General features: G+C 47.3%; 19 protein-coding genes and 1 pseudogene. 11 read left to right on the top strand and 9 right to left on the bottom strand.

The window, feature by feature from the left end:
- Positions 1-193: 193 nt before the first annotated feature.
- Both AXFE_RS11870 and AXFE_RS11865 read right to left on the bottom strand, forming a co-directional pair.
- Entirely contained in the window at positions 194-646 is a 453-nt protein-coding gene (locus tag AXFE_RS11870) for an EAL domain-containing protein (RefSeq protein ID WP_160291849.1), read from the bottom strand.
- Positions 647-1,981: 1,335 nt separating this feature from the next.
- Positions 1,982-3,574 carry a class I adenylate-forming enzyme family protein gene (locus AXFE_RS11865; RefSeq protein ID WP_052606165.1) on the bottom strand — a complete coding sequence of 531 codons (1,593 nt, stop codon included), beginning with the start codon at positions 3,572-3,574 and terminating at the stop codon, positions 1,982-1,984.
- Between the two features lie 399 nt (positions 3,575-3,973).
- Between AXFE_RS11865 and AXFE_RS11860 the strand changes: the two genes are divergently transcribed.
- Positions 3,974-5,293, top strand: a complete 1,320-nt coding sequence (locus AXFE_RS11860) for an MATE family efflux transporter (RefSeq protein WP_052606163.1) — start codon at positions 3,974-3,976, stop codon at positions 5,291-5,293.
- Between the two features lie 415 nt (positions 5,294-5,708).
- On the opposite strand, the gene AXFE_RS11855 is transcribed toward AXFE_RS11860, so the two are convergent.
- On the bottom strand, positions 5,709-7,118 hold the full coding sequence (locus AXFE_RS11855) for a GH1 family beta-glucosidase (protein ID WP_052606161.1): 1,410 nt from the start codon (positions 7,116-7,118) through the stop codon (positions 5,709-5,711).
- 272 nt (positions 7,119-7,390) lie between these two features.
- On the opposite strand from AXFE_RS11855, the gene AXFE_RS11850 reads away from it, so the two are divergent.
- The 6 genes from AXFE_RS11850 (at position 7,391) to AXFE_RS11825 (ending at position 14,660) form a co-directional block, all read left to right on the top strand.
- Positions 7,391-8,455 (top strand): LacI family DNA-binding transcriptional regulator, encoded by a 1,065-nt coding sequence (locus tag AXFE_RS11850; protein ID WP_052606159.1) that lies wholly within the window; start codon positions 7,391-7,393, stop codon positions 8,453-8,455.
- 43 nt (positions 8,456-8,498) lie between these two features.
- The gene (locus AXFE_RS11845) at positions 8,499-9,482 is read left to right on the top strand and encodes an ABC transporter permease (RefSeq protein WP_052606170.1); all 984 of its coding nucleotides are present in this window, start codon (positions 8,499-8,501) and stop codon (positions 9,480-9,482) included.
- Positions 9,482-10,636: an ABC transporter permease gene (locus AXFE_RS11840; protein ID WP_052606158.1), complete on the top strand. Its 1,155-nt coding sequence runs from the start codon at positions 9,482-9,484 to the stop codon at positions 10,634-10,636. The genes AXFE_RS11845 and AXFE_RS11840 overlap by 1 nt, the downstream gene beginning before the upstream one ends.
- Entirely contained in the window at positions 10,636-11,733 is a 1,098-nt protein-coding gene (locus AXFE_RS11835) for an ABC transporter ATP-binding protein (protein WP_052606156.1), read from the top strand. The genes AXFE_RS11840 and AXFE_RS11835 overlap by 1 nt, the downstream gene beginning before the upstream one ends.
- Positions 11,730-12,854, top strand: a complete 1,125-nt coding sequence (locus tag AXFE_RS11830) for an ABC transporter ATP-binding protein (protein WP_200891274.1) — start codon at positions 11,730-11,732, stop codon at positions 12,852-12,854. Before AXFE_RS11835 ends, AXFE_RS11830 begins: the two co-directional genes overlap by 4 nt.
- A gap of 120 nt (positions 12,855-12,974) precedes the next feature.
- Positions 12,975-14,660: an ABC transporter substrate-binding protein gene (locus tag AXFE_RS11825; RefSeq protein WP_160291848.1), complete on the top strand. Its 1,686-nt coding sequence runs from the start codon at positions 12,975-12,977 to the stop codon at positions 14,658-14,660.
- Positions 14,661-15,180: 520 nt separating this feature from the next.
- Here AXFE_RS11825 and AXFE_RS11820 read toward each other — a convergent pair.
- From AXFE_RS11820 to AXFE_RS11810, 3 genes are all read right to left on the bottom strand, one after another.
- Positions 15,181-16,290: a hypothetical protein gene (locus AXFE_RS11820; protein ID WP_152626061.1), complete on the bottom strand. Its 1,110-nt coding sequence runs from the start codon at positions 16,288-16,290 to the stop codon at positions 15,181-15,183.
- 14 nt (positions 16,291-16,304) lie between these two features.
- Positions 16,305-18,053: an SCO family protein gene (locus AXFE_RS11815; protein WP_052606150.1), complete on the bottom strand. Its 1,749-nt coding sequence runs from the start codon at positions 18,051-18,053 to the stop codon at positions 16,305-16,307.
- Positions 18,054-18,212: 159 nt separating this feature from the next.
- Positions 18,213-19,064 (bottom strand): hypothetical protein, encoded by an 852-nt coding sequence (locus AXFE_RS11810; protein WP_052606149.1) that lies wholly within the window; start codon positions 19,062-19,064, stop codon positions 18,213-18,215.
- Positions 19,065-19,380: 316 nt separating this feature from the next.
- On the opposite strand from AXFE_RS11810, the gene AXFE_RS19405 reads away from it, so the two are divergent.
- The gene (locus AXFE_RS19405; protein WP_160291847.1) at positions 19,381-19,905 is read left to right on the top strand and encodes a hypothetical protein; all 525 of its coding nucleotides are present in this window, start codon (positions 19,381-19,383) and stop codon (positions 19,903-19,905) included.
- An 82-nt stretch (positions 19,906-19,987) separates the two neighbouring features.
- The gene (locus AXFE_RS11800) at positions 19,988-20,536 is read left to right on the top strand and encodes an RNA polymerase sigma factor (RefSeq protein WP_160291846.1); all 549 of its coding nucleotides are present in this window, start codon (positions 19,988-19,990) and stop codon (positions 20,534-20,536) included.
- Positions 20,537-20,706: 170 nt separating this feature from the next.
- Here AXFE_RS11800 and AXFE_RS11795 read toward each other — a convergent pair whose 3' ends face one another.
- The 3 genes from AXFE_RS11795 to AXFE_RS11785 form a co-directional block, all read right to left on the bottom strand.
- The gene (locus AXFE_RS11795; protein WP_052606146.1) at positions 20,707-21,231 is read right to left on the bottom strand and encodes a GNAT family N-acetyltransferase; all 525 of its coding nucleotides are present in this window, start codon (positions 21,229-21,231) and stop codon (positions 20,707-20,709) included.
- Positions 21,232-21,567: 336 nt separating this feature from the next.
- A complete protein-coding gene (locus AXFE_RS11790; protein ID WP_052606144.1) occupies positions 21,568-22,548 on the bottom strand; it encodes an aldo/keto reductase in 981 nt (326 codons plus the stop codon).
- Between the two features lie 585 nt (positions 22,549-23,133).
- On the bottom strand, positions 23,134-23,697 hold the full coding sequence (locus AXFE_RS11785; RefSeq protein WP_052606141.1) for a TetR/AcrR family transcriptional regulator: 564 nt from the start codon (positions 23,695-23,697) through the stop codon (positions 23,134-23,136).
- Between the two features lie 140 nt (positions 23,698-23,837).
- Here AXFE_RS11785 and AXFE_RS11780 point away from each other — a divergent pair, with 140 nt between their 5' ends.
- Positions 23,838-25,394, top strand: coding sequence for an MDR family MFS transporter (locus AXFE_RS11780; RefSeq protein WP_052606139.1), 1,557 nt, complete (start codon positions 23,838-23,840; stop codon positions 25,392-25,394).
- Positions 25,395-25,738: 344 nt separating this feature from the next.
- Positions 25,739-26,310: pseudogene (locus AXFE_RS11775) on the top strand (IS1634 family transposase); the annotation flags it as partial.

Below are 26,310 nucleotides of genomic sequence, written 5' to 3'. Positions count from 1 at the left end.
TCCGACCTTCAATAAGCGATAGCAGTTGGCTCAATGGTCCGACCTTCAATAAGCGATGGCAGTTGGCTCAATGGTCCGACCTTCAATAAGCGATGGCAGTTGGCTCAATGGTCCGACCTTCAATAAGCGATAGCAGTTGGCTCAATGGTCCGACCTTCAATAAGCGATAGCAGTTGGCTCAATGGTCCGACCTTCAATAAGCGATGGCAGTTGGCTCAATGGTCCGACCTTCAATAATGGTGGGACGAGAAAGCGCATAACCCTGAAAGAGGTCAAAACCCAAATCATAACATCGCTCAATCTCAGCCCAGGTCTCTACCTTTTCAGCCAACAAGGAGACGTTATAGTCCTTAAACCTCTCGATCAGAGACCTAATCTTATCGTTAGCGACCTCTCGAATATCAATCTTGACGTAGGTGCAAAAAGAAATAAGTGACTCAAATCGCTCATCCCATTCAACCACGCCATCTAGAGCGAATTTGAACTCCTTCTCCGAAAGTATCCTGCAAACATCCAAGATTAAGTCCTCAGCCTCAACCGTTTCAAGAATCTCAATGACCGCTCGGTCCGGCTCAAAGATAATCGGCATATCGCCTACCAAAAGTGCACCATCTGCATTTATAAAGAGCGGCCTACCGTTCGACATTTGCTCGAACCCAATGGTATGAGAGTTCAGCATCAAATCCGCGCTTATAGTCGAATCCAATTGGTCCACGAAGCTTAGATCGTGGCCACTACGTCGAAAAAGAATCTCATAGGCAACTGTCTTTAGGCTATCACCATAAATTGGTTCACGTCCTAAAAAACACTGCTACTCGTGGGTTGCTTCCCAAATAAATTAAGGTCGTTGCCTCACGCCTCGTAAGCCCATATCGGCAATACCACCTAAACCCTATAGTGAAAACTCCATAGTCGTCGAAGATACATATCATTCCAAAAAAGAATTCAAATTATCGAATAGTTCAATATAAAAATAATGCCTATAGCTATCTAAAAGATTAAACGAACTCAATAATAAATTGCTTCATTCATACTAATGGCGACAAACGAAGTCATCGATGCCTCACTATCAAGAGATGCAACTGCAATTAAAGTATATATCTGAGTCTAGGCTCTAATGGCCAGTGTAGCTTAGGCAAAAAAACCTAAAATAGGAGAGGAATAAGGCAAAGACCACCAAAGAGCCAACTATATAATAACTACTAGCTAAATTTAACTAGCCCATTAAAGAATGTCCTCGAGTTATTCAAAAAGATAAAACACATAGTTTCAAGCAATATACCTTGATCAAAGATGAAGATCAACAAACTAGATACCGTTCTTATTTGCTCAAGCTACCGATAGATAAATATGAGAGCGCATCCAAGACAGTCCAGAGCGATCAATCTTCAAGCATAAGCTTCCAATCAATGCGAGTCACCTTCGTACCGCATAGTTATGCGGCATAACTATGCGGTCTAGGGCCTCTGCCAATGATGCACCATGGGTTGCTAGCAGATTAGATGAGCTATGAGCTACATGTCGCCGAAGCTAAAAGGGCCAAATTGCGCACTGAGGATCAAAGCAAAATTGAAAGATAGGCGAATCGCCCTACCGTCTGATATGGCTTTATAGTTGCCGAGATTAGGCAATCTAAACAAACGATCTGATAAAAATGCACCAATCTCTCAGGTAACAGTAACGATCAGATGCCCGATAGATGACAAACTAGATAACATGCTTTTGCATTTCGCATAAACCGCATAATCAACGATGCAGTTACCAACGATGCTGAATCCGAAAAACAATTAAGATAGAGAATTACCGATTCAATAGATTACAAAAGCGACTATTATTACTAACTCATTCTTATCACGCTTGCAAATTTGCTAATCAATTCAGCATTAGCCTATAAAATTTAACTATGCGAATCAAAAATAAAATTAGCACATTTTTGGAATTAGCCAAGATAAATTAGCAGTCCAAAAAGATAAAAGAATAATTATTTTTCCTCATAATGGGCAGAATATTGACGTCTGAGCAGATTTTTTTGAACCTTACCTGTTGAGGTTCTCGGTAGCTCACTAACTATTTCAATTGACTTTGGAGCCTTGAATCCATCAATTTTATCCTTGACTCGAGCCAATATCTCAGTCGGATCTAGATCTTGACCATTCTTTGGAACTACGAATGCGGTGATTGCTTCGCCCCATCGGCCGTGGGGCAAGCCCACCACCGCCGCCTCGGCTATCTGGTTTGAACTTGCATAGATAGCCTTTTCGACCTCGATAGATGAGACGTTCTCACCACCTGATTTAATTACATCTTTAAAGCGATCCTCAAACCACAAAATACCATCTTTATCGAAGTAGCCGCTATCACCTGAATGGAACCATCCGCGATCAAATGCCAGCTCAGTTGCAGAGGGATTATGGAGATATTCAGTCATGGTTTGGGGTGATCGATAGACAATTTCACCCGAAGAGCCATTCGGTAGCAAACAACCGCTCTCATCCATAATTGCGACAGCCACATTTATTTGGGGAGTTCCAACCGCTCCCGAATGACTTAGTTGATGCTCTGGTCTGAAGATAGTTGTCACCGGATTCATCTCGGTCTGGCCAAATCCGAGGGCAAAATCACAGCCCAGCACCTCAATACATTGGCGCAAAAGAGTATCAGGCATTGGTGCCATCGCATAAATAGCAAGACGAAGCGAGGATAAATCGGTCTGGCTTATCGAAGGGCAATCCAGCAGTTCGCGAAACATAAAAGGTAAGCCAAAGAAGACTGAGACCTTTTCCCGCTCAATAGCTGATAGTAAAGCCTCGGCGTCAAAGCCCCGAAGAAGTACTATTGTCGCTCCAACAACAATTGCAGGTGTGCACTGACCATTGAGTTGTGCAGTATGAAAGAGAGGCATCATGGCTGCCAATACATCGTCATGTGAAAATCTATCTTCGACGCATACTCCCAAAGACTCTAAGTAGACTGCCAAATGAGAAGAAACAACCCCCTTGGGAGCAGAAGTAGTTCCAGAGGTATAAAGGTAACTTATTGCAGCTCGATCTGCAATTAGCACCTCAGGTTCGAGCCCCTCAAATTCCCCGATTACTGCCTCAAACGAATGCCAATTGCGCTCGCTGAGATCTCCGACGTTTTGAAGATCACCAGAGTGAACCACAACAATCTCATAAATCTCCTCGCAAGACGGCAATACGACATTAGCTAGCTTTAGAAATTGTTCTTCGATCACAATAGCTTTAGCACCAGAGTGATTTAGCACATATTCAATCTCGCCACCTTTCCATCCCAAGTTGATGGGTACACAGACGACACCCACCTTCGCGCAGGCAAAGTAGGAGATCAGAAATTCAGCGCAATTTCCTGCCAATAGCGCCATAGAGTCACCGACTTGAAGGCCCAAGGAGCAAATAAAGTGAGAGAACTTATTTACTAAGTCATTCAGTTCATAGTAGGTAAATTGCCTCGGTCCATCGACTATAGCAACTTTATTTGGATATCGCCATGACGTTCTGGTCAAAGAGTCGCCCACATTTATACGTTGAATTAGATTCAGCTCAAGTTCGTTCATCTAAAAACCTCACTCTGGATCGATCACATGCTAAAAATAGACCTGTTATCACCAAAGATAACACTTCGAAGAGCCTGCAGTGGATAAAACCAGTCCTGATCATGACTCGATCAAGGCAACCGAAGTATCACCTTTACTTAGGAGCAAAGATGTGCCAAAGCTAAGGGGTGAAATCTCATCGATTGTACTTCTTGACAAGAAGAGATGGTACCAAACGGAAAAACTGATTCTTGATCTCTTTATTGATGCTTAATCTTCATAGAAGCTTGAACGATCTAGCTATCCTTTCAACGCGGGAAACCAACCCCAGAAATTCTTACGCCCGCTAAAGCCACTAAGGTGGTCACCCTATGACGGCTGTCTTGGACCAAGAGATCTTGTGACTCGTATAATAATTAGATGGAAATCGACCAAAAATGGCGTCAGGTAGCCAAAATTGGCCTTCCCTCCTTGGGTTCTGTATTACTTGAACCGATCCTAGGGGCCACCGACTTAGCCATGGTTGGCCACGTTTCACCTCTGGCGCTTGGTGCCTTAGGCCTGGCCATAAGTGCCATTAACTTCATTACTGTTCCGCTGGCTTCAATAGCATTCGCCTTGACGTCAAGGGTAGCCCGCCTCTCAGCCAAGGTCGATCCCAATGATTTGGCGGCCTTCGCAACGACAGCGACTATCGCTCTCTTCTTGGCCGGAGTGGTATTGGCGTTGTTACTGGTTGCAATCGTCCCACTTGTGATCTCAGCAGCTACAACCAATCCAACCGTGCGCCACTTTGGAATAATCTATCTAAGAATCTCAGTCTTTAGCCTCCCCTTCTACCTCGGATCCCAGGCAGTAGCCGCATATCTAACGGGCCTTGGAAGAACAGGAAGGGCTTTCATCGTCGAAGGAATCGTAGTAGTTGTAAATATCGCAGCTGAAGCGATATTTATCTTCGGATTTTCTATGTCAGTAGTTGGATCGGCTCTCGGTTCGCTCATTGCACAATTGCTTGGCGCTATTTTGTTCTCCTTTTCAATCCAGATAAAAGGCCTCAGATGGACTAGCACCATCGCCGCACTCGCAAACTTCATTCGGGAATTCTACAAACTTGGCGTCTCTCTCATCTCAAGGACACTCGCACTCATGGGCGCCCTCTCGGGATCGATCTATTTCGCCTCTTACTTTGGAACGAGCGATCTCGCCTCATTTCAGATTGGCCAGACCATATGGCTTTTATTCGGACTTTCCTTTGACGCAATTGCGGTTCCAGCCCAGGTAATGGTCGGCCAATGGCACGGACTCTCGGCTTGGAAGGAGATCAGAATTTGGTCCAGAAAGCTCATATTGCTTGGCCTTTTTGCAAGTGTAATAATCGCATTCGCAATGGTTATATTTAGCGCTTTCCTCGCCAAAGTATTCACTTCATCACCAGCACTAATTCCATCGGCAAAAAGGGCGATCTATGTCGTAGCTGCGCTAATGCCCCCAACCGCCTTGAGCTTTACACTTGATGGTTTAGTAAGCGGCACAGAAAGCTTCAACCTGCTTCGAAATGCCATGATCGTTGCGTTGTTAGCAATGGTCGTGGTCGACATGGTCCTTATCGTCTTCCATGTCCATATCTCTCAAACTATCATCTGGTTGCCCTTTGCAATCTGGATAACAGTTCGGGGAATCACGGTCCTTTTAGCTTGGAGAGCACTAATACGCCAAAACCTCCTAGGAAAGACCGCCTAAGGAAAGACCGCCCCAAAACGAGACGCTATGGCAACACTGCAGCTGATAGCTTTCCTCGCAAAACCTCATAAGTCCAAACCTAAGGTGAGTTGGCACGATCACAAAACTCACCTGTGGCCCCCATTCATGGAACCAATATTTATATTGGTTCCAATCAGAGGAGGTGCATACAGAGAAGATTCATGAAGCGGAGATTCACCTAGAGACGAGCTCTGCAAGAAACGGACGACTTCGGCTCAGCTTAGGTCGGCTCAGCTTAGGTCGGCTCAGCTTAGGTCGGCTCAGCTTAGGTCGGCTCAGCTTAGGTCTGATCAGCGGGTCGCCGTAAAAGAACCCGTCCGATGAGTCAACGACCGACCGCCAAAGAGAGCGTAACTAATTTTCAATCGTTCACTCGCTTTGGATCGACAGGAAGCTACTTCGGAAAGCCACCCTCTGAAATTACGTTCTTGTACCAATGGAAGCTATCTTTTTTGACTCTCCTGCCGGTATCATAGTCAACCCAAATGATACCAAATCGCTTGGAAAAGCCATAGCTCCACTCAAAGTTGTCCATCAAACTCCACAAAAAGTATCCCTTTACGTCAACACCACTTTCAATGGCCTGGTGAACCGCCAAAAGATGGTCGTGAACGTATTCAATTCTCTCTGGGTCTTTAACGCTTCCGTCGGAACCCACGTAATCATCGTTGGCTCGTCCATTTTCGGTGATAAAGATCGGAAAGCGACCATAGTCATCTCGCACGCGGACTAAAAGCTCTCGAAGTGCATCGGACTCTACTTCCCAGCGCATTGGAGTTCGAGGGACACCAGGGCGGCCAACACCGATAGCACCCATATCACGATCAACAAGGTTTGGAGCCTTGCTATCATCAACTAGATAACCAGCAATTCGCGCTTGATCGATTCGATCTCGTGATGCAATCGTGCTTGGAGCATAAAAATTGATACCGAGAAAATCTATTGGTGTGGAGATTGTAGCCAAATCACCCTCATGTATCTCAGGCATGATAGCGCCGTAGTGCTGCGCCATGTCATTCGGGTATGCACCTTTGAAAATAGGATCCAAGAAGATTCGATTAGCGTTACCGTCTGCCAATCTTGCTGCAGTCAAGTCCGCCTCATCAGAACTCGCCGCTCGGATATTGGCTAGATTGAGAGTAATGCCGACATTTGAAGTCGAGTGCTCTCGTATTGCCCCAACCGCTAAACCATGGCCAAGTAGGAGATGGTGTGTAGCAGCCACCGCGGCCGCCAAATCTTGGTCTCCCGGGGCATGTACACCAATGCCATATCCTAGCCAAGCTGAGCACCATGGCTCATTTAGAGTAATCCAAGAACCAATAGAATCCCCTAATGCCTCTGCAACGATCGAGGCATAGTCGCTGAAGTAGTAAGAAGTATCTCTGACCCTCCAACCACCAGCGTCCTCTAGCGGTTGAGGCAGGTCCCAGTGGTAGAGAGTCGCCACTGGCGTAACTCCCTTTTCCCGCAGGCCTTCGACGAGTCGACGATAAAAGTCAAGTCCTTCGTGATTTAGAGGCCCTTTCCCAGTGGGTTGAATACGTGGCCAAGCAATGGAAAAACGATACGCCTTCAACCCTAAATCGCTAATCAGCTCAAGGTCTTCGCCGTAGCGATTGAAGTGATCACAGGCTACATCGCCATTATCGTCATTGTGAACCCGGCCAGGGGTATGTGAAAAAGTATCCCAAATCGAGGGGCCTCTTCCCCCTTCACTGATTGCACCTTCGATCTGATAAGAGGCGGTCGCAGCACCCCAGATGAAGTCCTGTGGAAAATTAGTTTGCCTGTCCTGGGGCACTTCGTCTCGCTTTCAATTTTTCAGCAGATTACCTAGTGGTAAATCTACCGCGTTATCTTTCTATGAATTTAAGATAGCTTATTTTTGTAAGCGCTTACAGTATTTCTTAATTTTTTTTTCCTAATCGGCTTGACTACCCATATCCGCGATGTTATAGTCCTTGTAAGCGCTTACAGTAAACAACATGTTTCGTGTTCGTTTACGATAACGCAAATGTATCAAACGTTTCGGTACCAAATGGGGATTGGGTACGGACTGCGGTGGGGGTGAAAATGGATACGGAAAATACTGCTTCGTCGACGTCGACTTCAACTATTTACGACGTAGCCAAGCTCGCTGGAGTCTCCATTGCCACAGTTTCACGCGCGCTAAGTGGCAATGGTCAGCTAAAGCCAGCAACTCGCGATCTCGTTCTTGCCACAGTCAAAGAGCTACGTTTTGTACCAAACAACTCGGCACGAGGTCTCTCAAGTGGATCCAAAAAGGTGGTTGGACTTCTCTTTGTAAGAACGCCTTCCGAAGATTTCTTAGAGATCGTTCAAGAGAGCCTCCTCTTTACCGACTCTGTAATTAGAGGAGCCGAACGCACGGCTTCCGACAACGGCTATTCTCTCCTTTTAGGCGGAGTTAGTGGCTTCAAAGACGACGAAATAATCAATAAGATGATCTCCAATTGCGATGGACTGATTCTTTTGGATCGCACGGTAACTGATCGCAAAATTCCCGAAATTGCAAAACGCATTCCAACCGTCCTTCTAGCCGGTAGCGGTAAATCGCGCTCGGCTATGACGGTGCGTGTAGACAACCACAACGCGATGTATGATCTTGCTCGTCACTTGGTAGAAGTCCATAAACTAAATCAACTAGCATTTCTGTCCGGATTCGCAAACTCTCCTGACTCTCAAGCACGTCGTCAAGGCTTTGTTGAAGGAGCCATGTCCGTGGGCGCCACCGTCGAAGAAGATCCACTTTGGATCTCCGACTACACCTCCTCTGGGGCTGTGGCAGCGATCGAAAAACGTCTAGCGAAATCTAGCCGACTACCACAAGCAGTCGCGTGCGCCAACGATCAAGCCGCCATCGGGGCGATTCATGCCCTAAAGGGAGCAGGTTTAACTGTAAGTCGCGACATTGCAGTCACCGGTTTCGACGACATCTCAGTGGCACGACACGTTCATCCGCCGCTGACAACGATTCGCCAACCAATTCAACAGCTTGGCTCAGCTGCCGTAGATGCACTCTTGGGTGTCGTTGGCTCACAAAAGAAGATTCCTCCCATCAATACAGTTCTTCCAACTCAAATCGTCTATCGCCAAAGCTGTGGCTGCGAGCAATGACAATGACCACTCTCTTATATCAAGGTTCGGTGAAATAAAGCAAATGAGATTTTTAGCACGCAGGCTTGGCTTTTATGTTGTTGCGCTATTTGCGGCACTAACAATAAACTTCTTCATACCGCGTTTTCTTCCAGGAAATATCGTCGAATCGATGATGGCAAAGTATCCGTCACTCAAGCCATCGGCGCAACGCGCCCTTGAAATCCTCTTTGGAATCGGTCATAATGGTTCGCTCTTGCATCAATATATCACCTACTTGGGACAGATTTTCACCGGAAATCTCGGCCTTGACCTCCTGCAATTTCCAATCCCAGTCATCGACATTATAAAAAATGCACTTCCTTGGACTCTGGTACTAGTTGGTACAGCCACGGTCATTAGTTGGGTCCTGGGCACGGGCCTTGGAATCATAGCTGCTTGGCGCAGAGGCGGAAAGCTTGATCAACTCCTACCGGCGCTGAGTTTCCTCCAAGCGACCCCGTATTTCTTTTTAGCACTTATTCTGGTTTGGCTATTGGCACTAAGATTCCACGTTCTACCAGCGCAACAGGGCTTTTCGAATGGTTTGTCGATAGGGTTCAACTGGGCTTTTATACTAAGTGCGGCCCGTCACTCCTTATTACCAGCCCTCACCATCGTGCTCACATCGACTGCTGGCTGGATGCTCCAGATGAGAAACGTTATGATCACCACAATCGGTGAAGACTACGTCCTGGCTGCACAGGCAAAGGGCCTCTCGCCCAAAAGAGTGGTATTTACCTACGCAGCTCGAAACGCGATTCTACCTAGTATCTCTGGATTCGCTCTGGCTTTAGGCTTTGTCGTCTCGGGAACGCTACTCATGGAGATCGTCTTCAACTACCCCGGCATTGGGCTTACCCTCTATAACTCGGTAACCTCAAACGACTTTCCTCTCACACAGGGCATCTTCCTAATAATCTCTCTAACGGTACTTGCCGCTAATATCTTGGCGGATGTCTTATATGTAATAGTCGACCCCAGGTCAAGAACAAGGGCGGTGGCGTGATGTCAAAGGTCGAAAGTCCGCGATTGATAGCTCAAGGAGCTATCAAAAAGAAAAAGCGAACGATGCCTTCAATTCTAATGAATACAAAGGCAAAGGTTGGAGCGGTAATAATCGGGGTCTTCGTGGTGATCGCGATCATAGGGCCAATATTGGCTCCATATAATCCATCCACACAAAACACCCAGGCGAATCTCTCTGTAGCTGCGCCTAGCCTCAGTCACCTCTTTGGTACCGATCAACTCGGTCGCGACGTCTTTTCTCAAATACTCGTTGGAACAAGAACTACCATGGTTCTTGGCCTTGTAACTGGAATTATTGCCACCGCCCTGTCGATCATAATCGGAGTATCCGCTGGCTTTCTTGGGGGTCTATGGGATGAATTTCTCTCACTTTTCTCCAATGTCTTTCTGGTAATTCCAGCTTTGCCACTTCTCATCGTTGTTCTAGGTGAGTTTCCAGGAAAAGGTGAGACACCGACGATCATACTTCTCTCTCTCTTGGGATGGCCGTGGGGTGCCCGTGTCATAAGAGCCCAAACACTCTCGCTACGAAGTAGAGACTTCATAGCGGCCTCACGGGAGACCGGTGAAAAAACTTGGAGAATCATCTTCTTCGAGGTCATCCCAAATGAGGTGAGCCTAATTGCTGCAAGCTTTGTAGGTACAGTCCTCTATGCCATAGGCGCTTCAGTTGGCCTTGACTTTTTAGGGGTAGGCAATACAACTATCTGGAGTCTGGGAACGATCCTCTACTGGGCGCAGAACGGAAATGCACTTCAACTTGGAGCATGGTGGTGGTTTGCAATTCCGGGAGTATTCGTAGCTCTAATCGGAACTGGGCTGGTACTTTTGAACTTCGGTTTAGACGAATTGGGAAATCCACGCCTTAGGGATGCAGCAACTCAAACACGAATCAATGGCAAGATCTGGAGACCGGCCGACCCAACACCGGTAATGCGATCACACGTTGATAACAAAGGGACAAAAGATCAAAGAAGAAGCCCCAAGGCCAATCTCACCGAAGATCCGGTCCGTTTGAATCAGGTTCATTCTAGTAACGGCCATCTTGGTCAAAATTCTATGGGTTCCACAACTGTTGAAAATCAGGTCCGCCACAACAGCTCTACCCTCTCCTTAGATCAGGAAGGACAATAATGATCGACGATCAGCTACCTAAAGGGTATGATTCAAAGCCACGCTCGGAATCAAATGGGGATGCCTCGCAACCGGTCCTAGAAATAAAAGGGTTTTCGGTCGCATATCGCTCTCGTGGAGGCGACGTAAAAGCCGTTGAAAACGTCGATATCACCATCAACCGTGGCGAAGTAGTCGGCCTAGCAGGTGAATCGGGATCAGGCAAATCCACTTTAGCCTATGGAGCATGTCGGCTACTGAGGCCACCTGCGGTGATCACGGCCGGCTCGGTGAGATATAACGGTAGAAGATCAAACTATACCCCTGTAGAACTGTTGGATCTGGACCGCGATCAGCTACGAAAGCTACGATGGCGAGAGATATCGATAGTCTTTCAAAGTGCCATGAACGCACTCAATCCAGTACTTCGAATTCAAGATCAGCTCATAGACGCAATGGACGTCCATTTGGATCTCTCCAAGGACGAAAAGCTAGACAAGGTCGTCTCGGTCTTAGATATGGTTGGCATTCCTCGAGATCGTCTCCGCAGTTATCCTCATGAGCTCTCGGGTGGCATGCGTCAAAGAATTGTCATAGCCATGGCCCTAACTGTCGATCCGGAATTGGTAATTATGGATGAACCAACTACGGCTCTTGATGTCGTGGTGCAACGCGAAATTCTCTCTCAGATCGTTGAGCTCAAAGAGCGCCTTGGTTTTTCAGTCCTATTCATCACCCACGACCTCTCATTGATGATGGAGATCGCAGATCGAGTTGCGATCATGTACGCTGGCCAATTGGTTGAGGTAGGACAGAGCACAGACATCCACCATCAGCCCGCACATCCATACACGCAGGGCCTTTTGAACTCTTTTCCATCGCTTAGAGGACCAAAGCGAACATTAGCTGGGATACCTGGAGTAACTCCAGATCTAAGGGATCTACCTCCTGGCTGTCCCTTTATTCCACGGTGCAAATTTGCAAAGCCTGATTGTACCAAGGTGGAGATGCGCCTTGAAAAGGTGGAAGGAATCCTTGGAGGAAAGCACTTTAGTGCATGTCCGATTGTCATTGCAAACAATTTTAAACCATCAGAGACTGAAAGGGCACATGCGTGACAAAAGAAACTCACACAAAACCAGCTGTCTCAAAGTTGGACTCTGAACCGATTGAATCGAACGAAGTAGCCTCTGCTGCTGCAAGTCGTGGGCCATTAGTTATGCGTGCCGAGGGCATCTCGAAGGACTATCGAATCTCACGAAAAGCTGAAGGTGTCATCTCCGCTGTAAAAAATGTGAACCTAGCCCTCTATGCACGGGGCGTGGTTGCAGTCGTAGGCGAATCCGGCTCAGGAAAGTCCACTATTGCCAAGTTGCTATCTGGCCATGAAAAACTCACCAAAGGCAAGATCTTCCTCGACGGCGCTGAGATCCAAGTTGGAAATCGATCTGATTTCCGCCGTTTCAAGAGCGATGTCCAGATGGTATTTCAAGATCCATTTGCCTCTTTGAATCCAGTACATACCATTCGATACCACCTCGAGCGACCGGTGAAACTTCATCAAAAAACCAAAGGGGCAGAGGTAGAGACAGAGTTGCTGGGTCTAATCAACCAAGTCAAGCTCACCCCGCCAGATCAATTCTTAGCCAAGTATCCTCATGAGCTCTCGGGCGGCCAGCGCCAACGCGTCTCAATCGCTCGTGCTCTCGCCGCGCACCCAAGAGTCTTGCTTGCAGATGAACCCGTTTCCATGCTTGACGTCTCAATTCGTCTAGAGATATTGAGTCTGCTTGATGATTTACGAGAACGGCTCAACCTCGCAATGCTCTATATAACACACGATATAGCATCTGCACGCTACTTCGCCGATGAGATACTGGTAATGTATGGTGGCGAAATAGTCGAACGTGGCCCAGCTGAAGAGGTGACTCAAAAGCCCCTTCATCCCTATACCCAGCTTTTGGTCTCATCGTCTCCAGATCCCGACGACCTTGGATCCACCCTAAAGACAGGTGCCACAACTGTAGCTCGGCAAGCCGGTAGCGCCCTCACAAATAGCGTCGGATGCCGCTTTAGCGATCGCTGCCCCTTCGCTGATGATAAGTGTACGTCGGCTAGTCCGCCTCATGTAATGGTCGGTTCAAATAGATCAGCCGCATGCTGGCACTTAGACAAAGCGGTGCCCATAATTCATCTAGACGCCAGAAAGGAGACCGTCTCAGATACAAATAAAAGCTAAAGAAATCACACGGTTTAATCAAATAATTTGTGCGCCTCCGGTGGGGCCGAGCGGCGCACTATCAAACGACAAGTCATTTGACATTCAAAATGAAAGGCTAGCAGACGCTCTATGAAGAGAATGCATAAATCGAAAATCGGCGGTACTATCGCCGCAGCCACCATCGCTGGTGCGCTACTCGCAAGCTGTGGCAGCTCCGGATCTTCCGCGAGCTCAGGGTCTTCATCAGCTTCAACGACCGGTGCAGTCGCTAAGACTAGCGCTGTCCTGACAATGGAGTCGAGCCCTACCAGCCCGATTACTCAGAACTTTAATCCATTTCTACCATCATCGGCATCGGCACTCTTGGGTGCGACGTCCATGATCTATGAACCACTTATTCAATTTGACCTTGCCAACCCCTCGATCTCTTATCCTTGGTTGGCCACCGCATACAAGTGGAATAGCACTGGAACCGCTATCACCTTCACGATTCGCCAAGGCGTCAAGTGGAATAACGGAACCCCCCTTACGCCTGCCGACGTTGCCTTCACCTACAACTTGGTGAAGAACAATGCTGACATCAATACCGGCGGTCTCTCGATAACTGGCGTCAGCACCTCAGGTAATGATGTGACGATTAGCTTCGCCACTCCTCAATATACGAACCTTCAGAGCATCGCGAACGTCTATATCGTACCAAAGTCGGTCTGGTCAAGCGTTGGGGATCCAGGAAAATTCGCAGACCCCAACCCGGTAGGTACTGGGCCGTACACTCTAAAGAACTTTACCCCTGAGGGCTTTACCCTTAGTAAAAACGCCAATTACTGGCAACCAGTTCCGGTTAGCACCTTGGACTTTCCTGTCTATTCCTCGAACACTACAGCGCTCGAGGCTCTACAGACCGGACAAGCACAGTGGGCTGGGAACTTTATTACCGGTTTGAATAAGCTCTTTATCAATCCGGATCCCACGCATCACAAGGCCTGGTTCGCACCGCTGAACACCAACAGCCTATTCCCGAACCTCAATCAGTGGCCGACTAATCAGCTTCCAATTCGCCAAGCCATCAGCGCAGCAATCGATCGAAACGCTATTTCATCCCAGGGTGAATCGGGTCTAGAGCCTCCTGTGCTAAATGCATCTGGCCTAGTATTGCCTACCTTTAAGTCCTATATGTCGTCGTCGCTCAACGCCTACGCCCTAAATGATAACGGTAGCGCATCGGCAGCTGATGCCATCTTGAATAAGGCGGGCTATACAATTGGCTCCAATGGCTACTACCAATATCAAGGTAAGCCAATTACGATTCAAATCGTCGATCCATCGTCTTACACCGACTACGCAGCAGACGACGAAATCGTTGCATCTGACCTACAAAAGGCACATATAGACGCTAAATTCGTAGGACTATCGGTGGCAGCATGGTCAGATGCGGTAGCCAAGGGAACCTTCCAACTCACAATGCACTGGTCAAGCCAAGGTATTACCCCATATCAGCAATACCAAGGTTGGCTAGACTCTAAGCTCGCCACTGCTTCTGCTAGCGGCGACTTCGAGCGTCTAAATAACCCAACCATTGAATCAGAGTTGTCTACCCTCGCAACTGCATCTACACATAGCGCTCAAGTAGCAGCACTGCTTCCGATCGAGACCTTTGTCGCTACTCAGCTTCCGGTCATTCCAACGGTATATGGAGCAGCCTTCGATGAGTACAACACCAAGAACTTCACCGGATGGCCCACACCATCTAACCCATATGAATCTGGTCAGCCTTCTGCACCAACTAACGAAGTGGTTGTCTTACACCTCAAGCCAACCGCATAAAACGCCCCATCAAGTGCTCATCCCTTCCTTGAAATGAACCCCAATGAGAACGGATACCGATGAGCAGATGCTATCGAGGGATGCCGCTATCCCTCGATAGCAATGGGCATAGCCCCATGCGACTTCCCCCATGTGGTCGCGTGGGGCTCTATTTTTTAATCAAATCCGCCAACTTTATTTGAACGATCTACTATCACAAGCTTGAAAACTGGCTATAGTTCAATATTGCACGGTCGCAAGTCTCATCAAAGAATGGACGCAAGATTGCGGATTTGGTGGTGGCAAGGTGTGGAATATTCAAAGACGCAATCCAAATAATGAAAAGTTGGAGTATCTCAGACGATAACTTTGAAATACAAGGCCACTATTGAGATGCCTTGTGCACCAAGCCCGCAATCTATCGCACTTCAACACACATTAACTATCAATCATGAAACACAAAGACGCCACATCACCCGTTATAGCTCACATATGACGAAAGACACTCTGATTCGCAGGCGTCACTGAAGGAAACCAATATCTAGCCAAATGAGGACGCGATCTTTGAAAGGATAGTATCCACCGGCCCTCCAAAGTCGATACCACTTTGAAGATCGATCATATGAACTCCGTTGTTGAAGGGAGCAAGAACCAACGAGTGGCTTTGCAACTGGACGAAGGCACCAGCACCTATCAAGGACGATCCCAATTTAGTAGTTGCACCGCTAGAAGTGACAGCGGCCATCTTGCCGCCAGATCCACGTAAAAGAGCTTGAGGTAGATTATTAGAGTCAACGGTACATGCCACCGGCACTGCCTGGCTATTGGGCGACCCAACGACACTTGAGGTGATTACTCCCGTTGGAGAGACCAAACCTAAGGTAAGAGAACTACCCCGGCTCGAACAGATAGATACCTCTTCGGTGCTGCTCACACCACTAGTTTTCACCGGAGCTGACGACATGGATATGGGATTTGGAGAAGTTATGGTTGACATCGACCATTGTCCACTTTGACTCGAATAGATCGCCAAGTGGTAGGTGCCACCGCTACTATATTGGGCGACTACCCCATTAGAGATCCCAGCAATTCCATCAATTTGTCCAGCCACAGGAAAGGGTAACGTCCGGAAAGCGCCAGCAGCACTGCTCGGTGCTTCTTCGAGGATTCGGCCATTTGAAGTCATAGCAACCAAGAAAATAGTAGAGTCGCTTAACCCTATGGCGTCCTTAACGGGTGCCAATGAACCCCCAAAAGATGAACTATTCCAGTGGTACCCACCATCTTTTGTAACTATCAAGGGTGAATGAAGCATGGACTGATATGGGTAAAATCCAATCACGCCATACTTTCCTGGATCGTAGGCTATAGCAAGTCCACCTTCACCGGATATTCCAACCGGACTAATCATTTTGGCGCTCTTAGTGGTATTACTCCACAGAAAGAGCTCCCAATAGGTTAGGCTCTTGGCTGTAACCCACATCTGATTTGGCGACACAACGGCTCCGTTGGTCAAAGCGCTATCGCTCAACAGTGGCTTGGCGCTCGATGCGACTGGCACGGTAACTGAATTAGCAAATGAACCGCATGCGCTCAGAACTAGTGCGCTCACCGAAAGAGATGCAAGGCTCCCTAGATGGCTCTTTTTCAACAAATCAGTACCTTTCAAATTAACTTCTGCAGCTCTTTGCGAATCAAGGTCACGTAACTACCCGACAACTCAGAACTACCGGTATTCACTAAGAGACCGCGCTCAATACCCGCCTTGTCTATAAAGTACTGAACTTGAGTATGAACCACCATTCCAACTTGCGAGACCTGAACTTGGATTCCATAGTTCTTCCATACCTTCGCTAAGGCCTGGTCGCTTCCGGTCAAGTAATACCAGTTGGAAACGTTATTTAGATGCTCAGTTTTGTTGAAGGTAGCCACATCACCAATGGAGTGGAAAATAGGATTAGCAACCACTGCTACCATGGCGACCTTCTTTCCCGATGCCCCAAGCTCACTCACTGCTTGTTTCATCTCCTGTGCCATTAAAGGACATGTGTCATAGCAAACTGGATCCAAAAAAGTCAACACAATAGCTCGGCCTCCGAGGCTGGCCAATGAGACCACCTTCCCATTTGCATTAGTGAGCGAGAAATTTGGAGCGCTTGTCGCCGGAAGAGGCGCCACCCCTGAGGAGTCAACCAAGGCCATCTGGCTTGACGCAGGCCCCAAAAGAGCTACCGAAGCTACAATAAATGACAGCACCACACCAGTCCCAAAGACTCTAACCAATGCACTCTTGAGGCCCTGAGAAACCTTAAGCTCGAAGTTTCGCGGCAAAAACGCAAAAGAGATCTTGGCGTTTGCCTTTGAAGTACTAACTGGCAGAAGAAGTGAAAGTACCACCACCACCAAAGGTAATCCGGAATTGAAGTCGGTAGCAGTTGAGGAAAAGATTCCAAAGTCAGAGCCAATCCACCAGCCAAAGAGGCTAACTAAGGCAACTATCGCTACACCGACAGACCTTGGACGACGAATGAAGATCGCAATTGCCCCAATGATCGTCAAAGCCACCAAAATACCATTTGCTACAGTAGGAGATTTAAAGGCAAAGGATGCATAGGAGTTGATAACCGAAGAAAAAAAGGCGGGTTGGCGAGCCTGTGCCATCGTCTTCAACATGGCGTTCAAGCCATTCTTATTCCAATATCCCTCATACGGGAGAGCCTGTAGGAGACCACCGACAACTAGAAAGGCGGCAATGAAGATCTCCAAAGCCCGATCTGAAAGCGTCCATCTCTTTCCAGATTCACTCGCAATCAAAAAGACGGAGATAAAGCCATAGATTACAATTGCACCAGGTGCTCCAGAAATCCATCCGGCTCCTTGGTATAAGATTCCGAATCCGTTTCCTACGACCAGAACAAATAGCGACCAAGCCAACGAGAGATACAGCACGACCTTACGGGCAAAAGATCTCCCCAGAAACAAAAGGCCAACACCTATAAAGATCTGTATGAATGCCGTCGTAATGTCCACCTTGGTTGGCTGTGCATTCCAAATCCGAAGGAGGAAGTCCACAAATGAAGCAATTGGCGTAGGCATCCCTGAGGTAACAGGCAGTGCTACATTAGCGACAAAGCCACCCGGCATGTCAGGGCGCAATTGAAAGAGGCCATCGATGACCCAGAGCACTCCAAAAGCTATCCTAAGAAGCTGGGCACGCGACGTCTTCGAGTAGTCGTCAACGGAGCTATCGATCACTCCCACCTTGAATTTCTTAGCGAAGAGACCCTCGATCCCCAAGAATTTAATAGCCCACGAGCCAAGAACTGCCAACAAGATTGCCCCGATAAAAAGTATCAGAAATTGACTATAAAGCGCACTTGAGATAGCCCCAAAGTCAAGAGCCGAACTCCCCATACCTGGCATTACTTGCTACCCCCCAAGATCGACGCCTTATTGACTCTTGTCGTTGGGTTTACACTTCGCACCGACAGTACTTTCTCCTTCGAAATAAAGGGGTGTGCAGATAAACCCGTCTTAAATCGAGACCTATATGACTTATATAGCTCGCCATTGCTAACCATTGATTCTCCGTTCGCAGGGTCTAGTCGACGAATAGACGTTTACTGGGTTGATGATTTGAGTAGAAGAGCCGACCAAGGAGGAACCTTGCCTAAGTGGTCTTGAGATAGAAAATAGAGTTAGCGTAAGTGCCACAGCCAAGACCAATGTAGCTGGTCTCGCTACATCTATAATGAGTCTCGCACGACGGTTTCGTCGCAAAAACTGATTCGACCCTATTATTGTCAGCTTGGCTCTTCTGGGTGGCCCTGAGACTAGAACCAACGCAAAGGAGGCCAAAGTCGCACTAACCATTGGAATCTCAATGAGATAAAACCAGGTTTTAGAGAGGCCACCTTGATTGGAGAGCAGGGTGGCTACCGCCACCAAAAGGGCACAGGCTCCAAAAGCCCATCTTAACAATCGAGCATTGCTGGGCCAACGTGATATCCCAATCGCACCAACTCCAAAGCCAAAAACCATTGCCGCCAAGAGTCGACTCTCAAAGATACCAGAATGAGTCAGTTGCTCTCCGCCTCGATAAAAGAAAAGGTCATAAGCGCCAAAGATCGACCAGACTCCACAAAGGACTAAAAGTGCCCTGATCGACCTTTTCACATAATTTCGAAGTGGACCAACGTATTCAAAGTTACCATCGTTGATAGTCCAAGGCTTGAGAAGCGTTGGAGCTCTAGATAACCCACTAAGGGCAGATCCCAGCCTCAAGGAACCGACTAGAAAATGGCGACATTCGCAACAGGTCGCCAAAACATCTTCAATCTCGTCATCGCTGATTTCACTGTCGTCTTGACCGTCGACCATCTCGGAGAAGATCGCCTGGAATCTTTCGCAATCGTGCCATTTCATTACATTGGTATTCACCTAAGATGGTGTAAAAGTTCATTTACTTGAAAAAATATTCGTATCGATTGGTTAAACGCTGAGAGTCTCTAAAGCACGAGGACGTGCAACTCACTTCCTCAACTGAGCGATCAAGAATCCGTATGCATTGAAGACGCTGGACCCTCAAAGTATTAGGTAACATATGTTTAAAACACCAATTAGCAAGAACACTACATCAGTAAAGAAAACCGATGCGACCCTGGAGAGGTCTCACTTATTTGGTACCTTGTTTAATCAGTGCGCTTTATTGAATCCACGTGCTTTAGGCTTGAGCCAAAATATGGAATGGTCCCACTTGGACGCCCTGCCTCCACATTATTGCAAATGGTACAAGATCGAATCAAAAATCACCTCAACTAAAAGTCAAGACTATGTTTTGGATGTCAAGTTCATCCCTCAAGTCGACTATGACTATTCGAAGGCGACCGTCACTCGCTCGGCCCATCCAACCTGCGAAACTACGGATAGGGCTAATTGGGCCGGGCAGAACTTTCGTGTTGTTCAATTCGCAAATATATTATGCCTTTGGCTCTCTGATCCTCACCCCCATCAATGGCACGATCAAGGCCATCCAACCAAAGAACTGGATCTCATTACCATCGATTTAGCGGCCGACCTATCTCCAGGTCTTGAACGAAGATTGGAAATCATCCCTCGCAGTACGAACCGCCCAATGAGCAACTACCCAGCCGTCCAATCTCGAAAATTCCCCAAGAAGTCAAAGCCACATGGAACAGTCGAAGGCGTCATCTATTTCGCTCCAACACATCTTGGGGTGCCAATTCGTACCTCTTTGACCATCTGATCAAGGTAGCATGATGGAAGCCATGGAGAGCAAAAGAGACCAAAGCGAACGAGGATACGCACCTTTGACAGGGAAGGGCAGTTTGGCTAACCTTCAAATTCAAAGGGCGCTAAAGAGTGCAAAAATGGGAGATCCGGACTCCTTTGAGATCGTGGTAGCCAAGTGCAATGGAATCTTTGCCTCTTACATTTCGAGGTTCCATCCAACTCCACAAAGCCAAGATCTCCTTCAGGAGTGCTACCTGCAAATATGGCGATCGCTCTCGAGCTACGATGACCGGCTAGATCCCCTACCTTGGCTAATGACTATCGTGCATCGATGCTGCATAAATGGCTACCGTAGCAAATCCAAAGGTGCTCATATACAGATCCATGAAGATCATCTCGGACAAAACGATCTAAACCATGAATCTACAATCGAACTTGACGAACTCATCGATACCCTCTCGATCGAAAAAAGAAGTGTACTATTGCTAGTTAGTGTCATAGGTTTAACCTATGAAGAGGCTAGTAGCGTCCTCGACTGCCCCGTAGGAACCATAAAATCGAGAATGTATGCAGCCCGTCGGGAACTACTTTCCGCGATTTCACAATCCTCCGCCTCCAAGACCTTGGGAGATGTAGCCAGATAGACCTGATTGCGCTATATTTCCTGGATAGTCTTTCCGACGAGAGTAGTTTCTGAAATATCCCTTTGATGAGCCGTGTTCTGTATCAAGAGTTGCTTAGATTGGACCTCGTTGAAAGACAAAGAACACCAATTCGATCTTGACTTTCGCGGAGCAAACGATTTGCCGAGGTACTAGCTACGCGCTAGTTTGTAGATATAGGCGAGTAAGGTGAGATCATCATTGATCTTTAAGTCTCTATCGGTGATGCGCTCAAATCCCATCGATGCATAAATCCTTTGTGCGATAAGCATAAAGGGCGTGGTATGGAGAAATAGCGCCTCGATGCCAGGGGTCTCATTTGCAAGATCGAGACAATGACTTACTAGCTTCTTGCCGATTCCTCGCCCTTGAGCCTCGCTTGACACCGCGAGCATCCGAATTTCAGCTTCGTTAGGAAGGAGTCCCTCTGCCATCGAGGAGTTCATATCGTCGACAAAGGTTACACAACCCACTAATCGGCGATCGACTTTAGCTACCCAAACGGAACTTGACTCAACTCGTCCCTCGACATTTCCCAGATGCTCGGCATAACCATCATCTAGATGGTCGCCGAGCAAGTGTCGATAAGCACTCACGATCAATTCAGAAGCTTGCGAATATTCATCGGGTGCGATTAATGAAATCGCAATTTCACTGGAATCAATTCCACCATGCATTAAAGTTGTCTTTCCTACCTGTTCGATCTCTAGAGGCGCCTATTGAACAAGCAACCCAAAACCTAAAGTCAATTTTAACACTAAGTTTCTACACCTTACTTTTACAATACTGCCTTTGAATCTTCAATAACTTATCCCCAAGGGAGTAAGCAACACAAGGTATTTGAGGGGCATTTGAAGGACACCTACCAGGTCAGCCTCGCTCTTATTCTTTGCAATAAAAGAAGTTATCAGACCATCTCGATCTGAAATAACACCTCGCGCCGCTTAAGATAAGAGCGAGCCAAACCTTTATTGTCCCACACGTGACCTTTGGCCTGCTATGAAGTCAAGCCACTAGCCGTTCACTGTGGACATATCTGGGTATCTATCGCCAGAGGTAGCGCCCTTTGGAAAGACGGCCTCTATCTCTTGAAGATCTTTTGCTGAAAGCGTTACATCAGCTGCGCCGATATTTTCAACGAGGCGGGCTTCATTGGTTGTACCAGGAATCGGCACGATATTATGGCCTTGGGAGCATAGCCAAGCAATTGCAAGTTGAGCTGGAGTGACACCTTTTGCCTTTGCTAGTTCAACGACCTTTTCAACCAAAAGTACGTTCTTGGCGAAATTCTCCTCACTAAAGCGGGGATGTCTCCGTCGCGAATCATCCATCGGAAGGTCGGCCAAGGTCTGAAAACGACCCGAGAGCATCCCTCGTCCAAGGGGACTATAGGCAACAAATCCAATTCCAAGACTTTTAATGGTGGCCAAGATCTCATCTTCAGGATCACGAGTCCACAGTGAGTATTCGGTCTGAAGAGCCGAGATGGGATGTACACCATGGGCACGACGAATCGTTGCAGGACTAGCCTCGGACAGCCCTAAAAATCTAACCTTGCCCTGTTCAACAGCTTGGGCCATCGCTCCCACGGTCTCTTCAATAGGCACCGATCTGTCGACCCGATGCTGATAGTAAAGATCAATATAATCTACGCCAAGGCGTAATAGGGAGGCATCAAGGGACTTGCGGACGTAGTCACCATCCCCTCGTATTCCTAGAAATGCTCCGCTTTCATCGCGCACATTTCCGAACTTTGTTGCCAAAACTACAGAATCTCGCTTGCCGACAAGCGCCTTCCCAACGAGACGTTCATTGGTAAATGGACCGTACATATCAGCCGTATCGAAAAAGGTCACGCCTAAATCGATAGCTCGATGAATGGTCTTAATGGACTCGTCGTCGTTACGACCGCTATAGAAGTCGGACATTCCCATACATCCAAGGCCGATCTTAGAGACGATCAACCTTGATGATCCTAAGCTAACTTGTTCCATTACATGCTCCCTGCTGGATTCGTTCAAGAAACCATTCACTCACTAATTTATCAATACCTCATTATAGGCGCCATGTCTGGCGGAATTTTGAATCCTACCAAGAAGAGATGACGCCCTTGGGTCAAAAGCAACGATCGGATCAACAAACAGATCAACAAAATTGAACCGCTCGATCAAATTCACCCTGAAGCGATGGCAAAGCCATAAAACCACCAAACAACAGGTCCTCGTTCGTAGCCAAGGAACAATGAGCACCTAGTGCTATCGGTGGTGGGTGCTAACGCGAAGTAGTGCATGCCACATCGAGATGACGCTGCAAGCTATCGAGCTACGATCTTGAATTATTCAAGGCATGCCCCACCTAAAAATATCCAATACCAAGAGCGAAAGACCCTGTGATGCGCTGAACCTGTGATGCACCGAAATTGAGAGGTAAAGACGCTAAGAAAAGGTCCAATCAAATCTTATGTCGAAGCTGAGGTACTCAAATGTATTTGAAAAGGCAACCAAAAAACCGTGATCAATAAAAAACACGATATACATGGAACCATCCGAGGCCTTGACCACAGGTTGGTTTCAGAGGAATCAATTCTTAACTGAGACACCTCTAGCAAAGATCCTCGCTGATTGGGAAGCTGCCTCTTCGATACCTAGGATCCCCAAGGCATGCATCTTGGAGCTAGTTGCCAGCATCCCCCCGAAATAGCCCGCGACTACATTTGAAGAAAGATTGGGGTCAATCTCTCCACGTCTTTGACGATCCTCTATTAATTTAATCAACTTTGGTGATACAACTGCTCGAGCTAATTCTCTAGCTTGCTCACTCCCAAAGTCATGCAAGACACACGAATGGCGCAAAGATACACCTAAGACCGAACGTCCAAATCGAGCAAGAGCTTCCTCAAGGGAGAGCAACGACAGAGATAGGTTATCCAATTCAATAGCAAGCTCGTCAAAGGCCACTTGATGAAGGCGAGTCACAAGCTCTTCTCGGGTTAGAAAGTACCGATAGAGGGTTGCGCGGCCAACACCAGCAGCGTGTGCAACATCAGCCATTGACGCCAAATCGCCCTTTTCCATAAAGGCCTTTGAGGCACCATCTAATATTGCTAAATATGTCCGATCTCGAATGTCGTTATTTTCAGCCATGGAAATTTCGTCTTGTGCTTTTTGTTAGTATCTACACTTACATGATACAGCCTTTACTCAAAATAATACAATTAAGTATAGAAATGAGACAAACGAGTATCACGATTGATATACTATAGAGAAATCATCTGGAGGTAAAATTGGCCAAAACCGAACCCAGCCAAGTAAATGACGTAGACAGACCACCCCAAGAAGAATCGAACGTTCGCCTTATTATTGGCGCCTTGATGCTAGCCATGCTGCTTGCGGCTCTCGATCAAACGATCGTCTCAACTGCGCTACCTACAATTGCGGGCGACCTTGGTGGAATAAACCACCTATCTTGGGTTGTGACCGCCTATCTAATCACGTCCACGATCACCACTCCCCTTTGGGGAAAGCTCGGCGACATGTATGGCCGCAAGAAACTCTTTCAAACCTCAATAGTAATCTTTTTAGTAGGCTCTGCACTCTCTGGAATCTCTGGGAACATGACCCAATTGATTGCATTTCGTGCCTTACAGGGCATTGGTGCTGGTGGTCTAATGACCGGTGCCCAGGCGATAATCGGTGACATCGTGTCACCTCGCCAAAGAGGTCGCTACCAAGGGCTATTTGGGGCTGTATTTGGACTTGCCTCAGTTATCGGTCCACTGCTTGGAGGATATTTCACAGATAGCCTCAGCTGGCGCTGGGTCTTTTATGTGAACCTGCCAATTGGAATCGCCGCTCTGGTTGTCATCGCCGTCGTCCTAAAACTTCCCGTTAGAGTATCCCCACATAGGGTTGACTACCTTGGCACAGCTTTAATGGCCGCATCAATAACTTCATTAATCCTGGTAACGACCTGGGGTGGAACCACTTACTCGTGGTCCTCCCCCACGATCATAGGTCTAACAATCTTTGGAGTAGTTACCCTTGTAGCCTTCGCATTGGTTGAACGAAAGGCCACCGAACCTTTAATTTCACCGGCAATGTTCAAAGTTCCATCAGTTGCAGTCCTGTCAGCCATGGGTTTTATTGTCGGTTTTGGAATGTTCGGTTCAATCGTCTACCTCCCCACCTTCCTACAGACGGTCTTCAACTCCAGCCCTACTAAATCAGGACTTCAGCTGCTGCCGTTGATGGCAGGTGTTCTCATTACATCGTTATTAACAGGTCAACTTATCTCCAAATTTGGCAAGTACAAGATCTTCCCAATATTAGGGACAGCGTTAATGACAATTGCTATGTATCTGCTCTCCACTCTTACCGCAAGCACCTCAATCGTTATATTGAGCATCTACTCATTGATTCTTGGCTTGGGCCTCGGCGCAGTGATGCAGGTCTTGGTCATAGCGGTACAAAATGCAGTACCATATGAGATGTTAGGAGTCGCAACATCATCAGCGACCTTCTTTAGATCGATTGGTGGTTCATTCGGAGTGGCGATCTTTGGTGCTATCTTTACCTCTCGCCTAACCCATAATATGGCGATCTATCTACCCAAATCGTCGGCCGGATCATTTTCAAGTAGTTCGCTAGCACTCAGTCCCTCTGCATTAGCTAAATTGCCACCCGCTATCCATGCTGGATTTGTCCAAGCGTTCGCGCACTCGCTAGATACCGTCTTTTTGATAGGCACACCAATTACGCTGGTGGCCCTCCTTCTCGCATTTCTAATCAAGGAGATCCCTCTCAGAAATTCGATTTCAAAGACACCAGCAATAGTTGAATAGGAAGTTGAATAGGCGCTCTATCTCAACACTGAAGGGGCCTACCCCATAAAGCTAAGAACTAACCATAAAAGCAGGATGCGCCATGGTAAATCCAAAGTCGGATCTACCATGGCGCAATCTTTTTCTAACAGCTATTTTCTTAACCCTTCTTTCGCAGATTTCCCGAAAAATCGCCCCAATTGGTCCCTTTTGAGGGGATTTTGGGCGATTTTCGGCTTGTGTGATTTATAGATGCCCTGGTAGATGGGTATTAGGTCTTTTTGGGTCGCGAATGTAGTGTCCTAATTTTTGAGTAGTTTTGATTATGACTTGCATTAGCTCTGACATGGTGCTATTGTCTTGTTGTGTTTATCCGTGAAACTCCAACAGTTAATAAAAAGACCGGCGTTAGCTACAGTAAGTACCAACTCGTTGAGTCCTACCGCTGTGAAAAAGGTCCCCGTCAACGTATAGTAATGACCTTGACCGAACTGGACCTGGATAAGTCATTGTGGCCAGCTCTGGCCAATGCAATTGCCCAGAGACTCTCTGGAGTAACCTCACTCTTTGAATCAGATCCTATTATTGCCAGATACGTCGATCTAGCAATCACTAAGTATGCAATTCGTTCCGAAGTTGCAGCCGCTAAAGAAACAAGAACTACTGAGGCTGACCTTGAGATGGTGGATCTCTCTAGTGCTAAGACTATCAATAGTAGAAGTATCGGTCCAGAACTCATAGGAAACTCGTTCTATGAAGCTCTTAGCTTCGATAAGATCCTAGAGAGTGCAGGTCTATCGGGTGAATCTCTTGGCATTGCCAAGGCAACGATAATAGCTCGTCTTATTTATCCTGGATCTGATCGAAAGACCTATTCGTATATCAACTCCAACTCTTCATTACCTGAGATATGTGGTATCGATCTCTCTAAGTTTCA

Origin of the sequence: Acidithrix ferrooxidans (assembly GCF_000949295.1) — a bacterium.
Taxonomy (GTDB): domain Bacteria; phylum Actinomycetota; class Acidimicrobiia; order Acidimicrobiales; family Acidimicrobiaceae; genus Acidithrix; species Acidithrix ferrooxidans.
This window is presented reverse-complemented; position numbering and strand designations above follow the sequence as displayed.

Coding starts and splice junctions, on each gene's coding strand:
- AXFE_RS11815 (WP_052606150.1), bottom strand. CDS start 18,053: ATGGGGAGTTCGGCTCTTGACTTTGGGGCTATCTCAAGTGCGCTTTAT.
- AXFE_RS19405 (WP_160291847.1), top strand. CDS start 19,381: ATGGAATGGTCCCACTTGGACGCCCTGCCTCCACATTATTGCAAATGG.
- AXFE_RS11845 (WP_052606170.1), top strand. CDS start 8,499: ATGAGATTTTTAGCACGCAGGCTTGGCTTTTATGTTGTTGCGCTATTT.
- AXFE_RS11795 (WP_052606146.1), bottom strand. CDS start 21,231: ATGCATGGTGGAATTGATTCCAGTGAAATTGCGATTTCATTAATCGCA.
- AXFE_RS11840 (WP_052606158.1), top strand. CDS start 9,482: ATGTCAAAGGTCGAAAGTCCGCGATTGATAGCTCAAGGAGCTATCAAA.
- AXFE_RS11835 (WP_052606156.1), top strand. CDS start 10,636: ATGATCGACGATCAGCTACCTAAAGGGTATGATTCAAAGCCACGCTCG.
- AXFE_RS11870 (WP_160291849.1), bottom strand. CDS start 646: ATGTCGAACGGTAGGCCGCTCTTTATAAATGCAGATGGTGCACTTTTG.
- AXFE_RS11865 (WP_052606165.1), bottom strand. CDS start 3,574: ATGAACGAACTTGAGCTGAATCTAATTCAACGTATAAATGTGGGCGAC.
- AXFE_RS11850 (WP_052606159.1), top strand. CDS start 7,391: ATGGATACGGAAAATACTGCTTCGTCGACGTCGACTTCAACTATTTAC.
- AXFE_RS11860 (WP_052606163.1), top strand. CDS start 3,974: ATGGAAATCGACCAAAAATGGCGTCAGGTAGCCAAAATTGGCCTTCCC.
- AXFE_RS11785 (WP_052606141.1), bottom strand. CDS start 23,697: ATGGCTGAAAATAACGACATTCGAGATCGGACATATTTAGCAATATTA.
- AXFE_RS11790 (WP_052606144.1), bottom strand. CDS start 22,548: ATGGAACAAGTTAGCTTAGGATCATCAAGGTTGATCGTCTCTAAGATC.
- AXFE_RS11810 (WP_052606149.1), bottom strand. CDS start 19,064: ATGAAATGGCACGATTGCGAAAGATTCCAGGCGATCTTCTCCGAGATG.
- AXFE_RS11825 (WP_160291848.1), top strand. CDS start 12,975: ATGCATAAATCGAAAATCGGCGGTACTATCGCCGCAGCCACCATCGCT.